The sequence below is a fragment of the Pectobacterium zantedeschiae genome (assembly GCF_004137795.1).
Lineage (GTDB): Bacteria > Pseudomonadota > Gammaproteobacteria > Enterobacterales > Enterobacteriaceae > Pectobacterium > Pectobacterium zantedeschiae.
The window spans coordinates 22,694-42,486 of record NZ_NWTM01000004.1 but is presented as its reverse complement, the minus strand read 5'-3'; the positions used below and the strand labels follow the sequence as shown (position 1 = coordinate 42,486).

14 protein-coding genes are annotated in these 19,793 nt (G+C 52.4%); 3 read left to right on the top strand and 11 right to left on the bottom strand.

Features of this window, described 5'->3' with window-relative positions; all coding sequences use genetic code 11:
* The 9 genes from rffA to trxA all read right to left on the bottom strand — a co-directional run bounded on the left by rffA (position 1) and on the right by trxA (position 10,151).
* Positions 1–1,131 carry a dTDP-4-amino-4,6-dideoxygalactose transaminase gene (gene rffA / locus CLR69_RS18895; protein ID WP_129708841.1) on the bottom strand — a complete coding sequence of 377 codons (1,131 nt, stop codon included), beginning with the start codon at positions 1,129–1,131 and terminating at the stop codon, positions 1–3.
* A gap of 4 nt (positions 1,132–1,135) precedes the next feature.
* Positions 1,136–1,867 (bottom strand): dTDP-4-amino-4,6-dideoxy-D-galactose acyltransferase, encoded by a 732-nt coding sequence (gene wecD / locus CLR69_RS18890; protein ID WP_131535006.1) that lies wholly within the window; start codon positions 1,865–1,867, stop codon positions 1,136–1,138.
* A 54-nt stretch (positions 1,868–1,921) separates the two neighbouring features.
* Positions 1,922–2,995, bottom strand: a complete 1,074-nt coding sequence (rffG, locus tag CLR69_RS18885) for a dTDP-glucose 4,6-dehydratase (protein WP_197730594.1) — start codon at positions 2,993–2,995, stop codon at positions 1,922–1,924.
* Positions 2,986–4,248, bottom strand: coding sequence for a UDP-N-acetyl-D-mannosamine dehydrogenase (wecC, locus tag CLR69_RS18880; protein ID WP_131535005.1), 1,263 nt, complete (start codon positions 4,246–4,248; stop codon positions 2,986–2,988). The genes rffG and wecC overlap by 10 nt, the downstream gene beginning before the upstream one ends.
* Positions 4,249–4,347: 99 nt before the next feature.
* Positions 4,348–5,472, bottom strand: coding sequence for a non-hydrolyzing UDP-N-acetylglucosamine 2-epimerase (gene wecB, locus CLR69_RS18875; protein ID WP_131535004.1), 1,125 nt, complete (start codon positions 5,470–5,472; stop codon positions 4,348–4,350).
* A 67-nt stretch (positions 5,473–5,539) separates the two neighbouring features.
* The gene (wzzE, locus tag CLR69_RS18870; protein ID WP_131535003.1) at positions 5,540–6,586 is read right to left on the bottom strand and encodes an ECA polysaccharide chain length modulation protein; all 1,047 of its coding nucleotides are present in this window, start codon (positions 6,584–6,586) and stop codon (positions 5,540–5,542) included.
* Positions 6,587–6,607: 21 nt separating this feature from the next.
* Positions 6,608–7,705, bottom strand: coding sequence for a UDP-N-acetylglucosamine--undecaprenyl-phosphate N-acetylglucosaminephosphotransferase (wecA, locus tag CLR69_RS18865; protein ID WP_129708859.1), 1,098 nt, complete (start codon positions 7,703–7,705; stop codon positions 6,608–6,610).
* A gap of 364 nt (positions 7,706–8,069) precedes the next feature.
* A complete protein-coding gene (gene rho, locus CLR69_RS18860; protein WP_010283881.1) occupies positions 8,070–9,329 on the bottom strand; it encodes a transcription termination factor Rho in 1,260 nt (419 codons plus the stop codon).
* Positions 9,330–9,824: 495 nt separating this feature from the next.
* Positions 9,825–10,151, bottom strand: coding sequence for a thioredoxin TrxA (gene trxA, locus CLR69_RS18855; protein WP_011095683.1), 327 nt, complete (start codon positions 10,149–10,151; stop codon positions 9,825–9,827).
* 118 nt (positions 10,152–10,269) lie between these two features.
* On the opposite strand from trxA, the gene rhlB reads away from it, so the two are divergent.
* Positions 10,270–11,559: an ATP-dependent RNA helicase RhlB gene (gene rhlB / locus CLR69_RS18850; protein WP_129708862.1), complete on the top strand. Its 1,290-nt coding sequence runs from the start codon at positions 10,270–10,272 to the stop codon at positions 11,557–11,559.
* A gap of 6 nt (positions 11,560–11,565) precedes the next feature.
* On the top strand, positions 11,566–13,062 hold the full coding sequence (gene ppx / locus CLR69_RS18845; RefSeq protein ID WP_129708865.1) for an exopolyphosphatase: 1,497 nt from the start codon (positions 11,566–11,568) through the stop codon (positions 13,060–13,062).
* Positions 13,063–13,185: 123 nt separating this feature from the next.
* Here the strand turns inward: ppx and rep are convergent, their stop codons facing one another.
* Entirely contained in the window at positions 13,186–15,207 is a 2,022-nt protein-coding gene (rep, locus tag CLR69_RS18840) for a DNA helicase Rep (protein ID WP_131535002.1), read from the bottom strand.
* Between the two features lie 159 nt (positions 15,208–15,366).
* Between rep and ppiC the strand changes: the two genes are divergently transcribed.
* Positions 15,367–15,648, top strand: a complete 282-nt coding sequence (ppiC, locus tag CLR69_RS18835; RefSeq protein ID WP_015842110.1) for a peptidylprolyl isomerase PpiC — start codon at positions 15,367–15,369, stop codon at positions 15,646–15,648.
* Between the two features lie 74 nt (positions 15,649–15,722).
* On the opposite strand, the gene putA is transcribed toward ppiC, so the two are convergent.
* Positions 15,723–19,694 (bottom strand): trifunctional transcriptional regulator/proline dehydrogenase/L-glutamate gamma-semialdehyde dehydrogenase, encoded by a 3,972-nt coding sequence (putA, locus tag CLR69_RS18830; RefSeq protein WP_131535001.1) that lies wholly within the window; start codon positions 19,692–19,694, stop codon positions 15,723–15,725.
* Between the last annotated feature and the right edge of the window lie 99 nt (positions 19,695–19,793).

The following is a 19,793-nucleotide window of genomic DNA, read 5'->3' as shown; positions in this document are numbered from 1 at the left end:
TCAGGAGAAGAAGCTCAGAATGGTATTGATGACGGTCCGCTGATTGACGTCAGACAGGTTGTAGAACAGCGGTAAGCGCACCAGCCGTTCGCTTTCCTGCGTGGTGTAGCGATCTTCACCGGGGAAATGACCGAAGTTCAGACCGGCCGGGCAGCTGTGCAGTGGGATATAATGAAAGACCGTCATGATCTCGGCTTCTTTCATGTAATTGATAAACGCACTGCGGTCGTCCTGATCGCGCAGTTTGATATAAAACATGTGTGCGTTATGAATCCCATTGGCTGGGACGGTTGGTAGAGTAATACGCCCGGCATCAGCCAGCGATTTAAATGCAGCATAATAGTTCTGCCACAGTTTCAGACGACGTTCGTTGATTGGTCGCGCCGCTTCCAGCTGTGCCCAGAGATAGGCAGCCTGAATATCCGCCATCAGATAGCTTGACCCGATGTCGCGCCAGGTGTACTTATCCACTTGTCCGCGGAAAAACTGGCTACGGTTGGTGCCTTTTTCACGGATGATTTCCGCACGCTCCACCAGTCTTGCATCATTAATCAGCGTGGCGCCGCCCTCTCCGCCCGAGGTGTAGTTTTTGGTTTCGTGAAAACTGAAGCAGCCGATGTGGCCGATAGATCCCAAAACGCGCCCTTTGTAGCTGGACATCACGCCCTGTGCCGCATCTTCCACGACATATAAATCGTATTTCTTCGCCAATGCCATAATCGCGTCCATCTCACAGGCCACGCCCGCGTAGTGAACCGGCACGATAATGCGCGTTTTTTCCGTAATTGCCGCTTCGATTTTCGTCTCATCAATGTTCATGGTATCCGGGCGGATATCGACAAACACGATCTTCGCGCCGCGCAGCACAAAGGCATTAGCGGTAGAAACGAAGGTATAGCTCGGCATAATCACTTCATCACCGGGCTTCACGTCAAGCAGGATGGCGGCCATCTCTAACGAAGCCGTACAGGAAGGCGTGAGCAGGACTTTCTTGCTGCCGGAATAATGTTCCAGCCACTGCTGACAACGACGAGTAAACCCGCCATCGCCGCACAATTTGCCGCTGCTCATGGCAGCTTGCATATAATCCAGCTCCGTACCGACAACTGGTGGCGCATTAAATGGAATCATGTATTCACCTGTATAACCAATACGCCGTGCTCTCAATCGTGGCACCACGGCGAAGATAAAGACGAAGAGCCGCTACGTTGCCAACCTGCGTCGCGACCCGAAGGCGTATTAACCCTTGCTGTCGACACCACGTTTCCGCCAGCGCCATCAGTTGTGAACCAATGCCGCGTACCGTAACGCCCGGCCAAACGCCCAGTAGTCCGATACGGGCATCCGAATCATCGACCCTGCGCAGCGTGACCCATCCTTGTGGATGACCTGCAGTATCTTCCATCAGCAAACAGCAGTGGTCGAACGTACCGCGTACGGCATTTTCACTCCACTGAGCGTAAAAATATCCGCTATCTTCCGGCTGATACCACGGAGAACGAAAACGGCTCAACGCAAAAACACGTGATGCCGCCTCCCTCAGTGCAGGAATATCGTCAAGCGTGGCTTCACGCCAGCGCGGTAGCGGCGTAACAGCGGTAGGCAAATGCAGCGGCAGACTGAGATCGACCTCGCCTTCCACCAAGCGAAAGCCAAGATCGGCGAGCGCATCCGCCAACACCAGGTTATCAGCCGCGATTTTAGCCTGCGTGAGCGCAAATGCATTCAATACATCCGACGTTAATGCGGGCGCTGAAGGCGAAAAATTCAGCTTACCACTAGCAATCTGGAAGAATTCGCTCTCCCAGCCCAGCGGTTCTACTGTGGCGCGAATTTCTCCCTTTCCTACTGATATGGGATGGGACATCATTTCGCTCCTTTCTTTTACGCCATCTGGATTTTCCGTCATCTCAGTACAGGTTTAGTCGTTCAGTCCTAAACGCTCACCGGTATAGGAACCGTCCTGCACGCTGCGCCACCATTTTTCGTTATTCAGATACCAACTGACGGTTTTTTTCATGCCCGTCTCAAACGTTTCCTCTGGGCGCCAGCCCAACTCACGTTCAATTTTCCCGGCATCGATCGCATAACGCATGTCATGGCCTGGGCGGTCTTTAACGTAGGTGATGAGATCGCGATAATGCGCCACGCCAGCGGGTTTATTCGGTGCCAGCTCTTCTAACAGTGCACAAATGGTTTGCACCACTTCAATGTTTTTACGCTCATTGTGACCACCGATGTTGTACGTCTCGCCGACTTCGCCTTCCGTCACCACTTTGTACAGTGCGCGTGCATGATCTTCGACAAACAACCAGTCACGAATTTGCGCACCGTCACCATAAACCGGTAATGGTTTACCCGCGACCGCATTCAGAATCACCAGCGGAATCAGCTTCTCGGGGAAATGGTAAGGGCCGTAGTTATTCGAGCAGTTAGTGATAACCGTCGGGAACCCGTAGGTGCGCAGCCAGGCGCGAACAAGGTGATCGCTGGAGGCTTTCGATGCCGAATAAGGGCTGCTTGGGGCATAAGGCGTAGTTTCTGTAAACAGATCGTCCGTCCCATGCAGATCGCCAAAGACTTCATCGGTGGAAATATGGTGAAAACGGAACGCGCTTTTGTCCGCATCCGCCAGATTCTGCCAATAGTGGCGTGCCGCCTCCAGCATCGTATAGGTGCCGACAATATTGGTTTCGATAAACGCCGCAGGGCCATCGATAGAGCGATCGACGTGGCTTTCTGCCGCCAGATGCATCACCAACGCAGGCTGGTATGCCGTAAAGACACGATCCAGTTCAGCGCGATCGCAAATATCAACCTGCTCAAACGCAAAACGTTCGCTATCAGCAACGGGTGCCAGCGAAGACAGGTTACCTGCATAAGTCAGTTTATCGACAACGACGACACTGTCCTGCGTCTCAGTCAGAATATATCTGACTAACGCGGAACCAATAAACCCTGCACCACCGGTAATTAAAATACGTTTCAACGCCATACTCCTTTAGTATCAATAACCCACTGTTGTTTCACATCGTCTGGGTTAATCGCTTTAAACTGACGGTGGTCGACCAGCATCACTAGCACATCGGCTTCTTTTAATGCACTGCTGGTATCGACCAATTTTACCTGCCCGGCCAACACGGGTGGCAGGTGTTTGACATTCGGTTCAACGGCTAACGTCACGCCAGTATTCCACTGCGCAATCATGGCGGTAATTCCCACGGCAGGGCTTTCTCGCAGATCGTCAATATCCGGCTTGAATGCTAATCCAAAGCAGGCCACCTTGACCTCACTGGCGCGTTTATCCGTTTGCACCAGATAATCCGCCACTGCTGCCTTGACCCGATCCACTACCCAGAGCGGCTTTCCATCGTTCACCAGCCTGGCGGTATGAATCAATCGAGCCTGCTGCGGATTCTGTGCCACGATAAACCAAGGGTCGACCGCAATACAGTGTCCGCCTACGCCGGGACCAGGTTGCAGGATATTGACGCGGGGATGGCGGTTTGCCAATCGGATAAGTTCCCATACGTTAATGTTTTGCTCAGTACAAATCAGCGAGAGCTCATTGGCAAAAGCAATATTGACGTCGCGGAAGCTGTTTTCAGTCAGCTTACACATTTCGGCAGTGCGGGAGTTAGTGACCACACACTCACCTTCTAGGAAGATTTTATACAGCTCGCTGGCGCGAGCGGAGCACACTGGGGTCATACCGCCAATAACACGGTCGTTTTTAATCAGCTCAACCACGACCTGACCGGGTAGCACCCGTTCAGGACAGTAGGCAATATTGATATCCGCCGTTTCCCCGACCTGCTGTGGAAACGTCAAGTCCGCGCGCGCATCGGCTAGCCACTCGGCCATTTGCTCAGTCGCACCCACGGGGGAAGTCGACTCAAGGATCACCAGATCGCCTTTCTTCAGTACCGGGGCGATAGACGCAGCTGCGGCCTGAACGTAGGTCAGATCGGGTTCGTGATCGCCTTTGAAAGGAGTAGGAACTGCGATCAAGAAAGCATCGGCTGGCACAGGTTTTGTCGTCGCCTGGAGGTAGCCATTTTCTACCGCGACCTTGACCAACGTGTCCAAATCGGGCTCGACAATATGGATTTCACCGCGATTAATGGTCTCAACCGCCAGTTTATTCACATCGACACCGATGACTTTTTTCTGACGCGACGCAAACGCCGCGGCGGTGGGTAAACCGATGTAGCCTAAACCGATTACGGAAATGGTAGTGAAGCTCATAGTGTCACCTGATATTTTTATGTCTGCCGCCGCAAGGCGACGTTCAAAATCGCTCTTGGCGGTTTTTTATGTCGGGCCGTCGTGTGACGACGTTTAAAATCACTCCTGGCGATTTTTTAACGCATCGACAATACGTTGACAGGCTTGGCCATCGCCATAGGGGTTGTGGGCACGACTCATTGCCTGATACGCCTCTTCATCCGTCAACAGCATAGATACCGCATCGACAATGCTAGCGACTTCCGTGCCAACCAGTTTGACCGTGCCCGCTTCCACCGCCTCTGGCCGCTCTGTCGTATCCCGCATCACCAATACCGGCTTTCCTAACGACGGCGCTTCTTCCTGAATGCCCCCCGAATCGGTCAAAATCATGTAAGAACGATTCATCAAATACACGAAAGGCAGATAGTCCTGCGGCGCAATCAGCATCACATTATCAATGTCGCTCAGGATACGATTCACCGGCTCACTGACGTTAGGGTTCAAATGAACCGGGTACACAATCTGTACTTCAGGGTGTCGACGGGCAATATCCGCCAACGCGCCACAAATGCGCTCAAAGCCGCCGCCAAAGCTTTCGCGTCGATGTCCGGTAACCAGAATCAGTTTCTTGCTGCCGTCCAAAAAGGCATATTTTTCGTCGAGGCTGCGGCGTAACGAGGCATCTCCGAGGATACGATCGCGTACCCAAAACAACGCATCAATCACCGTATTGCCAGTGACAAAAATATGCCGATCGGACAAATGTTCACGCAGCAAATTTTGGCGGGAATTCTCCGTCGGAGCAAAATGGTACATCGCCAGATGCCCGGTAAGTTTACGGTTAGCCTCTTCCGGCCAAGGCGAATACAGATTGCCAGTACGTAATCCTGCTTCTACGTGACCAACGGGGATTCGCTGATAAAAAGCTGCCAGGCTGGTTGCCAACGTTGTGGTGGTATCGCCGTGTACCAACACCAAATCTGGTTTGAACTCCGCCATGACGGGTTCGAGCCCTGATAAAATCCGGCATGATATCTCACTGAGTCCCTGTCCCGGTTTCATAATATTCAGGTCGTAATCCGGCGTAATATCGAACAAATGCAACACCTGATCCAACATCTCCCGATGCTGGGCTGTTACGCAAATTCTCGATTCAAAGGCTCCATCCTGAGCCAGGGCATGAACCAGCGGTGCCATTTTAATGGCTTCCGGCCGGGTGCCGAAAACAGTCAACACTTTCACATTGAATCTCTTTAATCAGGTTAGGCGCAGGCGCTCACTCAGCATCAAACGCAAATCAGCAAGCTGGTTAACGCAGACGGCGAGCCAAGGCAACACCCGCTCCCACTAACACACCAATCGCACCCCACATCACCATCAGGAATGCCCGGCGCGGGCTGTCACGTTTCACCGGCTCTTCCGGCGTACGTAAATAACGATACGTCTGGAAACTGGCCTCAAGCGTTGGGCCAACATTCAACGTCGCCAACATCGCGCGATTTTGATCGTAATCCAGTTCGTAATGTGGGCCGCCAGTCTGCAACGTTTCCAGTCGGGCTTGAAGCATCGGCCTGCCGAGCAGGAACATTTCCGATGCGGGGATTTCATCTGCTGGTGTATCCGTCTGGCTACGGCTAATACCTTGCTGTTGTGCGATTTTCAGCGCCAGTTCAACGCTGCGGACTTCGCGATCGTAAATCGCTTTTGCTACCGCTTCCTGACGCTTGATCTGCGACTTCATGAAAATGGTTCTGGCAGCCCAGGCTCCCTTGATTTCTTCATTTAGGTGATTGGCTGCACGTTGGCTGGCAAAAGCCACATACTGACGAAGCAACGTGTTGGAGTCTGTGGAGGTTTCCGCCACCAGTTTCACAGAGTCATTAGTCTTTTTCCCGTCGTCGCGCGGCGTAAACTGAATATTATTGACCAGTTCATCCAGCAGGGCCGCATCGGCCTTTTCATCGCCTTCCAGACGTTGCTTGTAATAGTCAGCCTGCAGCCAGAAATCACGACGGGTATCGTAAGCCGCTAACTGCATGATGAATTCATCATAGGCATCAGCCGAAATAGACGGTTGTTCTGGCTGAGGAGTGGAAAAAGATCGGGCGTCGAGGTTACGCAAAAATTGCTGCTGCGAATAATACCCCCCCAACATATTAACCGTCGGCTTGTCGGTAATCGCTGTTGCACTCCATTCCTGCTTAACAAGATAGGAATAGCCTAATGCCACAACAGCAAACAGCAGGCCGATTGCTATCGGCCACACCTTTCCACGCCACAGAAGGCGAAATAACCCACGGATGTCCAGTTCGTTATCAATCAACGCATTCCCGGTAGACAAGTTCTCTGATTTCATTACTTCCCCAAAATTATTTGGTCAGGATGACTGCTTTTGCTCATCGGAATGCCGCATACGGCGTTTGATTCGCTTGATAAAACGGGCGACCCGCCATGCTCGTTTCAGGCAGTAGCCATACAGTAGAAATGTAAGCAAAAATAATGCCAACATTAACCATTCGGGTATAAAAAAGAAATACTCACCCAGCACGCCGATTGCAGCCAACAAAGCAGCAGCAAGCGTAATCAGCACAAACGCCTGGCGGGAAGAAAAGCCAGCTCGCATCATTAAATGATGGATATGCTGTCGGTCAGGCGAGAATGGACTCATCCCTTTGCGCAAGCGCCGATACATAATGGCGATCATATCAATCAGCGGGATGGCGATAATCCATAATGCTGTCACGGGGTTAATCGGATGCTGTGGGCCTTGCGTCGTCTGAATCAGAAGCCAGATAGCTGTAAAGCCAATCATCGTGCTACCCGCATCGCCCATAAAGACCTTGTAGCGTCGTCCAAACACGCCGAGGTTAAGCAGAATATAAGGCAACGTCGCCGCGATCATGGCGAAACACCACAATGCCAGATTCGCATGGCCACTCAGATACAACAAAATCCCCATCGCTCCGAATGAGACGCTGGACAATCCACCGAGTAATCCATCGATCCCATCCACCATATTGAACGCATTGATAGCCGCCCAAACGGCAAACAGCGTAACCAGATAGCCAAACGGCCCTAGTGCCATCTGCCATGGACCGAAAATGTGCCCCAGGTTATGTATCGTCAAGCCAGCAAAAGCCATCATTACCACTGCGACAAACGCCTGCACAACAGCACGAATTTTCACGCTGATATCAAAACGGTCGTCCAGCATGCCGACAAAAACCAACACACCCGCGCACATCAGGTAAAGGCGGAAATTGAGAATATATTGATCGGTAATAAAGTAGGTAAAACAGATACCCGCATACACGGAAATGCCGCCAACCAGAGGCACAAGACCCCGATGACGTTTACGGTAGTTGGGACGATCGACAAGTCCTATTTTACCCGCGATGCCGCGAGCAAAAAAAAGGAAGCCCAGAGAAAACAAGAAAATAAATAGTAATTCGGTACTCATAGTGAGTAAGTTCACCGTTAACAGCTGCGCTGTAGCTGTTCAGTATAGACTCGGTTTACGCCTTATATCCTATCACCCACATTGATCGCCAGTACAAATTGAAGTGACAACCACGGCTTCCGTGCGGAAAACGCGCTCACATCTGGTCAATTGGGGGGATAAAAAAACGCCACGACCCAGCGTGGCGTTCCCCGAGTTATCCGTAATGTACCCATCATACTTCAAGCCGCATGTGCGTTAGCAATACTCGGCTCATCTCTGAGCCTCGCCCGAAGGGCCGCCGCAAGCGGTGTTCAAATCGGTCTGGAACCGATTTGTCGTGCACTTGCCGCGTTCCTGCAACTCGAATGATTTAGGGTATATAGATGAACGCCCGGATTTATGAACGTTTCATCATATCGAAGAATTCATCGTTGGTTTTCGTCATCGCCAACTTATTGATGAGGAACTCCATCGCATCAATCTCACCCATTGGGTGGATGATCTTGCGTAGGATCCACATCTTCTGCAATTCTTCAGAGGTGGTAAGCAGCTCTTCTTTACGCGTACCAGAACGGTTGTAATCAATCGCTGGGAACACGCGTTTTTCTGCGATTTTACGAGCCAGGTGCAGTTCCATGTTACCTGTACCTTTAAATTCTTCGTAAATCACTTCGTCCATTTTGGAGCCGGTATCAACCAACGCGGTGGCGATGATTGTCAGGCTACCGCCTTCCTCAACGTTACGCGCCGCACCGAAGAAACGCTTAGGACGATGCAGGGCGTTGGCATCCACACCACCAGTCAACACTTTGCCCGAGGCCGGAACAACGGTGTTGTAAGCACGCGCCAAACGGGTAATGGAGTCCAGCAGGATGATAACGTCTTTCTTATGTTCAACCAGACGCTTCGCTTTTTCGATCACCATTTCAGCAACCTGAACGTGACGGGAAGCCGGTTCGTCAAACGTTGACGCAACCACTTCGCCTTTCACCAGACGCTGCATCTCGGTAACTTCTTCCGGGCGTTCGTCAATCAGCAGTACCATCAGCACACAGTCAGGATGGTTGTAAGCAATGCTCTGCGCGATGTTTTGCAGCAGCATGGTTTTACCCGCTTTTGGCGGCGCAACAATCAGACCACGTTGACCACGACCAATCGGCGAAGCCAGATCCAGCACACGCGCCGTCAGATCTTCTGTCGAACCGTTACCACGTTCCATACGCAGACGAGAGTTGGCATGCAGCGGTGTTAAGTTTTCGAACAGGATCTTGTTGCGGGCGTTTTCAGGTTTGTCGTAGTTGACTTCGTTAACTTTCAGCAGCGCAAAGTAGCGTTCACCCTCTTTTGGCGGACGAATCTTGCCAGAAATGGTGTCACCAGTGCGAAGGTTAAAACGGCGGATTTGGCTGGGAGAAACGTAGATATCATCGGGGCCTGCGAGGTAGGAACTGTCTGCGGAGCGAAGAAAGCCGAAGCCATCTTGCAATATCTCCAGCACACCGTCGCCGAAAATATCCTCGCCGCTTTTGGCATGCTGCTTCAGAATAGCGAAGATAATATCCTGTTTACGCATGCGGGCTTGGTTTTCCAGCCCCATATTTTCGCCAAGAGTAATTAACTCAGAAACTGGCGTATTCTTTAATTCGGTAAGATTCATAGTGGTGGGTTCTTTAACTCGGGGTAAATCTCGAACTATTAACGTGAATGGTATGGCAGGATCATCCGTGCCTCTATAACAGCCTTCGACCACCGGATTCCTGTCTGGTTTCACACCTGAAGCGCATTAAATCCGCGCAAAACAACATCCGCATAAACGATATCCGCATAAATCAACGGCAGGAGATCGAAGACACATAAAACCAATTATTGTAAAACTAGTAGACTGCCCAAATCGGATCACAAATGTGTTGTAAAACAACCACTTTGCAAAACAATCATTTTGTAAAGCAACGACTTTTCGATTTAGACACAGAATAATGCTTTAGACTCTAACTTTCAGGCTCAAGCCTAAGGGCTTAAACATAGGCAAGTACGATATGCAGTGCTGAAGAATCTAACACGCTTCCCGACGAGCAGCAAGCAGTCAATATGAGAATTGCATATTGCCCGATTGTGCCCGCCGGCAATACCCTTTTGAAGGGTATCAAGCTAATTACAGATTCGCCGTCAGGAACTCTTTCAGTTGCCCTTTGGACAGTGCGCCGACTTTTGTCGCAGCGACTTCGCCATTTTTAAACAGCAGCAGAGTAGGAATGCCACGGATACCATATTTTGGTGCGGTAGCTGGGTTTTCATCAATGTTCAGCTTGGTAACCGTCAGTTTACCTTCAAACTCTTCGGCGATTTCATCCAGAATAGGAGCGATCATTTTGCAAGGACCACACCACTCAGCCCAGAAATCAACCAGGGTAGCGCCCTCAGCCTGCAATACTTTCGTGCCAAAGCTGTCATCAGTCAGGTGAATTATTTTATCGCTCATATTTTACTCCGCAGGATTATTTCTACCTTGTTGGTGTAGCATTAACCAACAACAGGTTGACTTTATTTCACCGGATACGCTTTCGTAAAGCAATCGTTAGCTGATATTCTACCACACTATGAGCAAAACACACTTAACTGAACAGAAGTTTTCCGACTTCGCCCTGCACCCGCAGGTTATCGAAGCCCTTGAAAGTAAAGGGTTTCATAACTGTACGCCTATTCAGGCGTTAGCTCTGCCATTAGCTTTGTCAGGGCGTGATGTTGCGGGTCAGGCGCAAACCGGTACCGGCAAGACGCTGGCTTTTCTCGCGTCTACTTTCCATTATTTGCTTTCACACCCTGCAAACGCAGAGCGTCAGACCAATCAGCCACGTGCCTTAATTATGGCGCCAACTCGTGAACTGGCTGTCCAAATTCACTCAGACGCAGAAGCGCTGTCTCACCTGACCGGGTTAAAACTGGGTTTAGCCTATGGTGGAGACGGCTACGATAAGCAGCTTAAAGTGCTGGAAAACGGCGTTGATATTCTGATCGGAACCACTGGTCGTTTGATTGATTACGCCAAACAAAACCATATCAATCTGGGTGCGATTCAAGTTGTCGTGCTAGATGAAGCGGATCGCATGTACGATCTTGGCTTCATCAAAGATATCCGCTGGCTGTTCCGCCGCATGCCACCAGCGGCACAGCGCCTGAACATGCTCTTTTCTGCCACGCTCTCCTACAGAGTGCGTGAACTCGCGTTTGAACAGATGAATAACGCAGAGTATGTAGAAGTTGAACCGGAACAGAAAACTGGCCATCGCATTAAAGAAGAACTGTTTTATCCGTCCAACGAAGAGAAAATGCGCCTGCTCCAGACACTGCTGGAAGAAGAGTGGCCAGATCGCTGCATTATCTTCGCAAACACCAAACATCGCTGTGAAGACATCTGGGGTCATCTAGCTGCTGACGGCCATCGCGTTGGCCTGCTGACAGGCGACGTCGCGCAGAAAAAACGTCTGCGTATTCTGGAAGAATTTACCCAGGGTAATCTGGACATTCTGGTGGCAACAGACGTTGCAGCGCGCGGTTTGCACATTCCTTCTGTAACCCACGTGTTCAACTACGACCTGCCGGATGACTGCGAAGACTATGTTCACCGTATTGGCCGTACAGGCCGTGCGGGACAAAGCGGATTTTCTATTAGTCTCGCCTGTGAAGAGTACGCGCTGAATCTCCCGGCTATCGAAACCTATATCGGTCACGGCATCCCGGTCAGCAAATATAACAGCGACGCGCTGATGAATGATTTACCCGCGCCGAAGCGTTTAACGCGTCCACCGCGTTCCAATAATGGCCCGCGCCGACACAGTGCGCCACGCCGCAGTGGAGCGCCCCGTAATAACCGTAAACGAGCGGACTAACCGTTGATGCTGAGCTCTTCTTCACTTTACGCTGCCATCGACCTCGGCTCGAACAGCTTCCATATGCTGGTCACCCGGGAAACCGCAGGTAGCATTCAGACGCTGGCGAAAATAAAGCGTAAAGTCCGCCTTGCAGCAGGGTTGGATAAGCAGAATCGGCTCTCGCAGGAAGCGATGCAACGTGGCTGGCAGTGCCTGCAATTGTTCTCCGAACGGTTGCAGGACATCCCGCAGGATCAGGTGCGCGTCGTCGCGACCGCAACCCTACGGCTGGCAACGAACGCTGACGAATTTCTGCAACGGGCTCAGGAAATTCTGGGCTTGCCGATTCAGGTTATCAGCGGTGAAGAAGAAGCACGCTTGATTTACCAAGGTGTGGCGCATACCACGGGTGGCCCAGATGCACGCCTGGTCGTGGATATCGGCGGCGGCAGTACCGAACTGGCAACGGGGATCGGCGCAAAAACCACCCAGTTGATCAGCCTCCCAATGGGATGTGTAACGTGGTTGGATCGCTATTTCAGCGATCGCAATCTGGAAGCGGGCAACTTTGAACGCGCTGAAAACGCAGCGCGTGAAATGCTGCGCCCCGTCGCGGCCTCTCTGCGAGAACAGGGTTGGCAAATCTGCGTCGGCGCTTCCGGCACGGTACAAGCGCTACAGGAAATCATGGTCGCGCAGGGCATGGATGAATACATTACTCTGCCGAAGCTCAGACAGCTTAAAGAGCATGCTATTCAGTGCGATAAGTTGGAAGAGTTGGAAATTGATGGTCTGACGCTGGAACGCGCACTGGTCTTCCCCAGCGGGCTCGCCATTCTGTTGGCAATCTTCCAGGAACTCGACATCAAAACGATGACGCTGGCCGGAGGCGCACTGCGTGAGGGACTGGTTTATGGCATGCTACATCTGCCTGTCGATCAGGATATCCGCCACCGCACGTTAGCAACTCTGCAACGCCGTTATCTGCTGGATACCGAACAGGCTAAACGCGTCAGCACACTGGCGGACAACTTTCTGCAACAGGTTGCCCGTGACTGGCAGTTAGATAGCCGATGTCGCGAGTTACTGCGCAGCGCCTGTCTGGTGCACGAAATCGGTTTGAGCATTGATTTTCGCCAGTCACCCCAGCATGCAGCCTATTTGATTCGCCATAGCGATCTCCCCGGCTTTACGCCAGCCCAGAAGAAACTGTTAGCCACACTCCTGCAAAATCAGATTAACCCCGTCGACCTCATGCCGCTCAGTCAGCAGAATGCGCTACCGGTGAGTCAGGCACAGCGCCTGTGCCGCCTGTTGCGTCTGGCGATTATTTTTGCCAGCCGTCGCCGCGATGACACATTGCCGGCAGTACGGTTACGTGTAGAAGGTGAAGCGCTGCGTTTGATTCTGCCTGCTGGTTGGTTGGCTCAACACCCGTTACGAGCAGAAATGCTGGAACAGGAAAGCCGCTGGCAAAGCTACGTACACTGGCCACTAATGCTGGAAGAAACCCCAGCTTAACATCCCCTATGCAGGACAAAAATTTAACGTTTTGAACACCGCTTGCGGCGGCCCTTCGGGCGAGGCTCAGAGATGAGCCGAATATTGCCAACGCACATGCAGCTTAAAGTATGACGGGGATGGTTATTCCCCTTTGGCTTTCGCTAACATCGCTCGAATATTAGCAACGTTAGTCTGACCTTTCTGCATACGCTCTTGTGCGCTAACGACCTTTCTTTCCGTTTCCCACACGACATCATCCTGCGGTAGTTCAAGCAGGAAGCGACTCGGTTCTGGGCGTACCAGTTCGCCATACTGGCGGCGTTCTTTGCACAACGTGAAAAACAGCTCGCGTTGGGCACGCGTAATCCCCACGTATGCCAGACGACGTTCTTCGTCGACGTTATCTTCATCAATACTGCTCTGGTGTGGCAACAGGCCTTCTTCCATCCCAACCAAAAAGACGTATGGGAACTCCAGGCCTTTGGATGCATGGAGCGTCATCAGCTGTACCTGATCCAGTTCCTCTTCACTTTCACCACGCTCCATCATGTCCCGCAGCGTGAAGCGCGTCACCACCTGCGTCAGCGTCATGGGTTCATCCAGTTCGGAGCCTTCCAGCATTTCCGTCATCCAGCTAAATAGCTGATTGACGTTCTTCATCCGCATTTCTGCGGCTTTTGGGCTTGGCGAGGTTTCATAGAGCCAGCTTTCGTAGTCCAACCCATGTATCAGGTCGCGCACGGCAGCCACCGGTTCACGCTCTGCCAGGCGGGCAATCTCCGCCAACCACTGGGTAAACCGTTGCAGTGATTCCAACCCACGGCCGGTCAGTGACTGGCTGAGCCCGAGATCAAAACTCGCGCTGAACAGGCCTTTATTACGTTGCCCTGCCCACTCGCCCAACTTCTTCATCGTCGCAGGGCCAATCTCACGCTTGGGCGTATTCACAATACGTAAGAACGCGCTGTCATCGTCCGGGTTAGTCAATACACGCAGGTAAGCCAGCAAATCTTTGATTTCAGGCCGTGAGAAAAAGGACGTGCCACCGGAGATACGATACGGAATACGGTTCTGCATCAGCATCTTTTCAAACAGACGCGACTGGTGGTTACCACGATACAAAATGGCATAGTCACCGTACTGCGTCTTTTTAATAAAGTGATGGGCAATCAGCTCACCAACAACCCGCTCCGCCTCGTGATCTTCGCTGTTGGCAGTAATCACTTTAAGTTCATCACCGTAACCCAGCTCCGAGAACAGTCGCTTTTCAAAAACGTGCGGGTTATTGGCAATAAGAATATTGGCCGCTTTCAGGATACGCCCCGATGAGCGGTAGTTTTGTTCCAGTTTGATCACGTCAAGTGCGGGAAAATCCTGCTGTAGCAGCACCAGGTTCTGTGGTCGTGCGCCGCGCCAGGAGTAAATAGACTGATCGTCATCTCCAACGACGGTAAAACGTGCGCGGGTGCCGACCAGCAGCTTAACCAGCTCATATTGGCTGGTGTTGGTGTCCTGATATTCATCCACCAGCAGGTAGCGCAAGCGGTTCTGCCAGCGTTCACGCACCTCGGCATTCCGCTTCAGCAATAGCGTAGGAAGCAGAATCAGATCGTCGAAATCCAGCACGTTACAGGCACGCAGATGCTCGTGATAAAGCGAGTAGCAATGTACAAACAGCTTGTCGCGTTCAGACCGAGCCGTCGCCGCCGCACCCGCAGGATCGATCAGATCGTTTTTCCAGTTTGAGATCGTTGAGATCAGCTGTTGCAGCAGAACTTTATCATTTTCCAGCCACTGCTCCGTGAGCTCTTTCAGCAGTGCCATCTGATCCTGATCGTCAAACAGGGAGAAATTAGATTTCATGCCCAGCGCAGCGTATTCACGCTTGATGATTTCCAGTCCCAGCGTATGGAAGGTCGCAATCATCAGCCCGCGTGTTTCTTTACGCCCCAGCGTTTGCGCAACACGTTCTTTCATTTCACGTGCCGCTTTGTTGGTAAAGGTCACAGCAGCAATGTGCCGAGCCTGATAGCCACACTGACGGATAAGGTGCGCAATTTTATTGGTGATAACGCGGGTCTTGCCTGAGCCTGCGCCCGCCAGTACCAGACAAGGTCCGGTGACGAATTCGACAGCATGTTGTTGGCTGGGGTTTAAGCGCATAACGATCTTGCTCACTCATAAAACGGAAGGCGATTGTAGCAGAAAGCGATACCGATCTTGACCGAGGATTTGTTATTAAGGAAAGCACGTCACTGTCTACATCTTGCGTTGCAAATGTTACATTGCGCGCAGGAATCACTTTTGCAAAAAGGTAACAACATGGCAAATACCGCAGCAGCCCTGCACATTCTGGTGGACACCGAACAGCAGGCTAACGACATTCTTGCTCAACTGGAGAAAGGTGCCGATTTCCAAAAACTGGCGCAGAAACATTCAACCTGTCCTTCAAAACGCAACGGCGGCGATTTAGGTGAGTTTCGTAAAGGCGACATGGTACCTGCTTTCGATAAAGCGGTGTTTTCCTGTGAATTGCTGAAACCGTTTGGTCCGGTGAAAACCCAGTTTGGTTACCATGTAATCAAGGTGCTATACCGCAACTAAGTCATCCCCCAACCGCTCCAAACATAAAAAGCGCGCCCACCTTCCGGTTCGGCGCACTTTTTCTATTGAACACCTTAGCCTATCGTCATCAGGCTCGCATTACCGCCCGCAGCAGCGGTATTGATACTTAAAGAACGTTCAATCAGCAGACGTTCCAGTTGAACATCGGTATCGCCATGCGTATAGCCCAGCAGCAGAATAATCGGGCCATCGCGTTCTGCAAGCGCCTCGCTGACCTGACGTAATCGATCAGCATCCCCATGGTAGATGGCACCATGAAAAGACATCTCATCATGCTGTTGCCAGTCATGCGTGAATTGAATGCGCGACTGAACCCCCTCAGGCAAACGGGCATAGAGCGTTTTCTCATGCTCGCTTTCCGGCCACAGCAGTTTCCCACCCGTTGCCAGCACCGCAGCGGCCTGAATCAGGCGATCCTCATCATTGTCCGCCAGACACAATATCCGCTCGCGCGGCAGCAGCGTGTAGGTATTACTCTCCCCTGTCGGGCCGGGCAACCGTCGCGTTGTTCCGCTGACGCTATGTTCTCTGTAACGCAGGCACTGTGCCGCCAGCTCATGACGTTCGCCAGCAATCGCCCAATCTTCCAACGCTTGTAACCCCGCCAACAGCAATGTTCGGGCAGAGGTATCCGGTGCCTGCTCACGGCTATTCCTGGCAAATTCTACCGCGATCGCGTCGTCCTGCCGGTGTGCCAGCAAACGATACAGGTAAAGCGGCCCGCCAGCTTTTGGCCCGGTTCCCGATAAGCCTTCCCCGCCAAAAGGCTGAACGCCGACAACGGCCCCCACCATATTGCGGTTCACGTACTGGTTGCCCACCTTCGCCCGGCTCGTCACGCGCTGGATAGTCTCATCAATGCGCGTATGCACACCCAGCGTCAGACCATAGCCCGCCGCATTTATCTGTTCAATTAACGTATCCAACTGCTGGCTTTGATAGCGAACGATGTGTAAAACTGGACCAAAAACTTCTTTTTCCAGCTCACCAATGTCAGTCAGCTCAATCAGCGTCGGCTTCACAAACGTTCCCCGATAGCACGCCGCCTCATCATGCGGGTACGCAGCCTGATACACCGTATGACCTTTCGCCCGCATCGTCTGAATATGCTGCTCTACATTCTCTTTCGCCTCGGCATCAATCAGCGGGCCGATGTCGGTCGATAGTCGCTCAGGATTCCCCATTCGACACTCCGCCATCGCGCCACGCAGCATAGTCAGCGTGCGATCCGCAATGTCCTCTTGCAGGCACAAAAGACGCAGTGCCGAACAACGCTGCCCAGCACTGTCGAACGCTGAGGCCATCACGTCATTCACCACCTGTTCCGTCAGCGCGGACGAGTCGACAATCATGGCATTCAGGCCACCCGTTTCAGCTATCAGTGGCGTCAAACGTCCCTGTGGATCTAGCCGACCAGCAATGCTGCGTTGCAGGATTTTGGCCACGGCAGTCGAACCGGTAAACACCACGCCGCGTACCCGTTCATCGTTCACCAACGCCGTGCCGATCGTTTCCCCCAATCCCGGCAACAGTTGCAATACACCGATGGGAACACCCGCTTCATGCAAAATACGCACGGCCTGTGCCGCAATCAGCGGCGTTTGCTCAGCGGGTTTCGCCAATACGCTGTTTCCTGCCGCCAGTGCGGCAGAGATTTGCCCGGTAAAGATCGCCAGCGGGAAATTCCACGGACTAATACAGACGACAGGCCCCAGCGGACGATAAGTATCGCTGGCGAAGGTTTCCCGAACCTGACTCGCGTAATAGCGTAAGAAATCTACCGCTTCGCGCACTTCCGCAATCGCGTTACTGAAGGATTTACCGGCTTCCCGCACCAGCAACCCCAGCAGACTTTGCAACTGCCCTTCCATCAGTGATGCGGCTCGATTCAATATTGCCGCACGCTCTGTGGGCGGCGTCGCAAACCAGATGGTACCGGCACGTGCCGCCGCCGCTAGCGCCAATTCAACATCCGCGGTGGAGGCATCACGTACATAGCCCACCACATCGTGAACATCGGCGGGATTCACCACGGGCTTTTGTTCACTCGCCTCACACTCCCCCTCAATCATCGGCTCGGCATACCACGGCTGCACCGCATGACTCAGCAACGCGCTGGAGAGCGAAGCCAACCGATGTTCATTAGAGAGATCCAGCCCGCTCGAATTTTTCCGCTCCTGGCCATATAGCTGACGCGGCAGAGGAATACGGGGATGCGGTACGCCCATGCTCCATTCCACTTTTGCCAACGCCTCTACGCCGCGAATCGGATCGGCAATGAGTGTTTCCAGTGCCATTGACGTATCCGCAATGCGATTAACAAATGAGGTATTCGCGCCATTTTCCAACAGGCGTCGCACCAGATAAGCCAGTAGCGTTTCATGGGTTCCGACCGGAGCGTAGATACGGCACGGACGGTTCAGTTTGCCGTCCGCAACAGCCCCAACAACCTGATCATAGAGCGGTTCCCCCATGCCGTGCAGGCATTGGAACTCATACTGACCGGGGTAATAATTGTTGCCCGCCATGTGGTAGATCGCACTTAACGTCTGCGCATTGTGCGTGGCAAACTGCGGGTAAATCAGATTGGGTACGGCCAGCAGCTTGCGGGCGCAGGCCAGATAAGACACATCGGTATAGACCTTACGCGTGTAGACCGGATAACCCTCCAACCCGTCAACCTGCGCCCGTTTGATTTCACTGTCCCAGTACGCGCCTTTCACCAGACGAATCATCAACCGCCGACGGCTGCGCTGCGCCATCTCAATCAGTACATCGATCACATACGGGCAACGCTTCTGGTAAGCCTGAATCACAAACCCGATACCGTTCCACCCCGCCAGCTGCGGCTCCATACAGAGCTTTTCTAGCAGATCGAGTGAGATCTCCAGTCGATCGGCTTCCTCTGCGTCAATATTGATCCCGATATCGTACTGCCGCGCCAACAGCGTCAGTGATAACAGCCGTGGGTACAACTCATCGATCACACGATCATACTGCGCACGGCTATAGCGCGGATGTAGCGCCGATAGCTTGATGGAGATGCCCGGCCCTTCATAAATTCCACGCCCGTTTGAGGCTTTGCCGATAGCATGAATCGCCTGTTGATAGGCCGTCAGATAAGCAGCAGCATCGTGCGCCGTCAGCGCCGCCTCGCCTAACATATCGTAAGAGTAGCGGAAGCCTTTATTTTCCCGTTCACGGGCGTTAGCCAGCGCCTCACCGATCGTTTCCCCGGTGACAAACTGCTCCCCCATCAGCCGCATAGCCATATCGACACCTTTGCGGACGAGCGGCTCACCGCGTTTACCGATGATGCGGTTAAGAGAATTAGACAGATTCGCTTCATTGTGTGTCGCCACCAACTTTCCGGTAAACAGTAGACCCCAGGTTGCAGCGTTCACGAAAAGCGATGGGCTGTGGCCAAGATGTGCCTGCCAGTTCCCTCTGCTGATCTTGTCGCGGATTAGCGCATCGCGCGTAGATTTATCAGGAATACGCAGCAGCGCTTCGGCTAAACACATCAGCGCCACCCCTTCCTGAGAAGAAAGGGAGAATTCCTGTAGTAACCCTTGCACAATCCCCGCACGTCCACTTCCGGCTTTCTGACTGCGTAATTTCTCTGCCAGTCGATAAGCCAGTTTCTGCGTTAACTGCGACATTTCATCGGTAAGTCTTGCTTGTTCAAGCAAGATAGGTACCAGTTCACTTTCGGGACGGCGATAAGCAGAAGTAATCGCGGCGCGAGTCACTGACTGGGGAAGAACCTGTTCGGCGAAATCCAGAAAGGGTTGGTAGGTTTCTTCTTGCCGAGATTGCGGCATAATCTCTTCCGCTTCAGTGCGGCTGATATTCGCCGATTGCGGTGTTTCAGGAGTGTCGAGGCCACTTTCGAGGCGTTCGAGGTAATGGAAAATAGCCTGTTTGATCAGCCAGTGCGGTGTGCGATCAATACGCTGTGCAGCGATCTTGATACGCTCGCGCGTTTCCTCATCGAGTTTTACACCCATCGTGGTAGAGCCCATAAAGTCCACTCCTGTAATGAGAAGATGCACATCGGGATAACGTCAATATCAACCATGTTGCAACTTTGTGCAACCTTGTTAACAAATGGAACGGTTGCT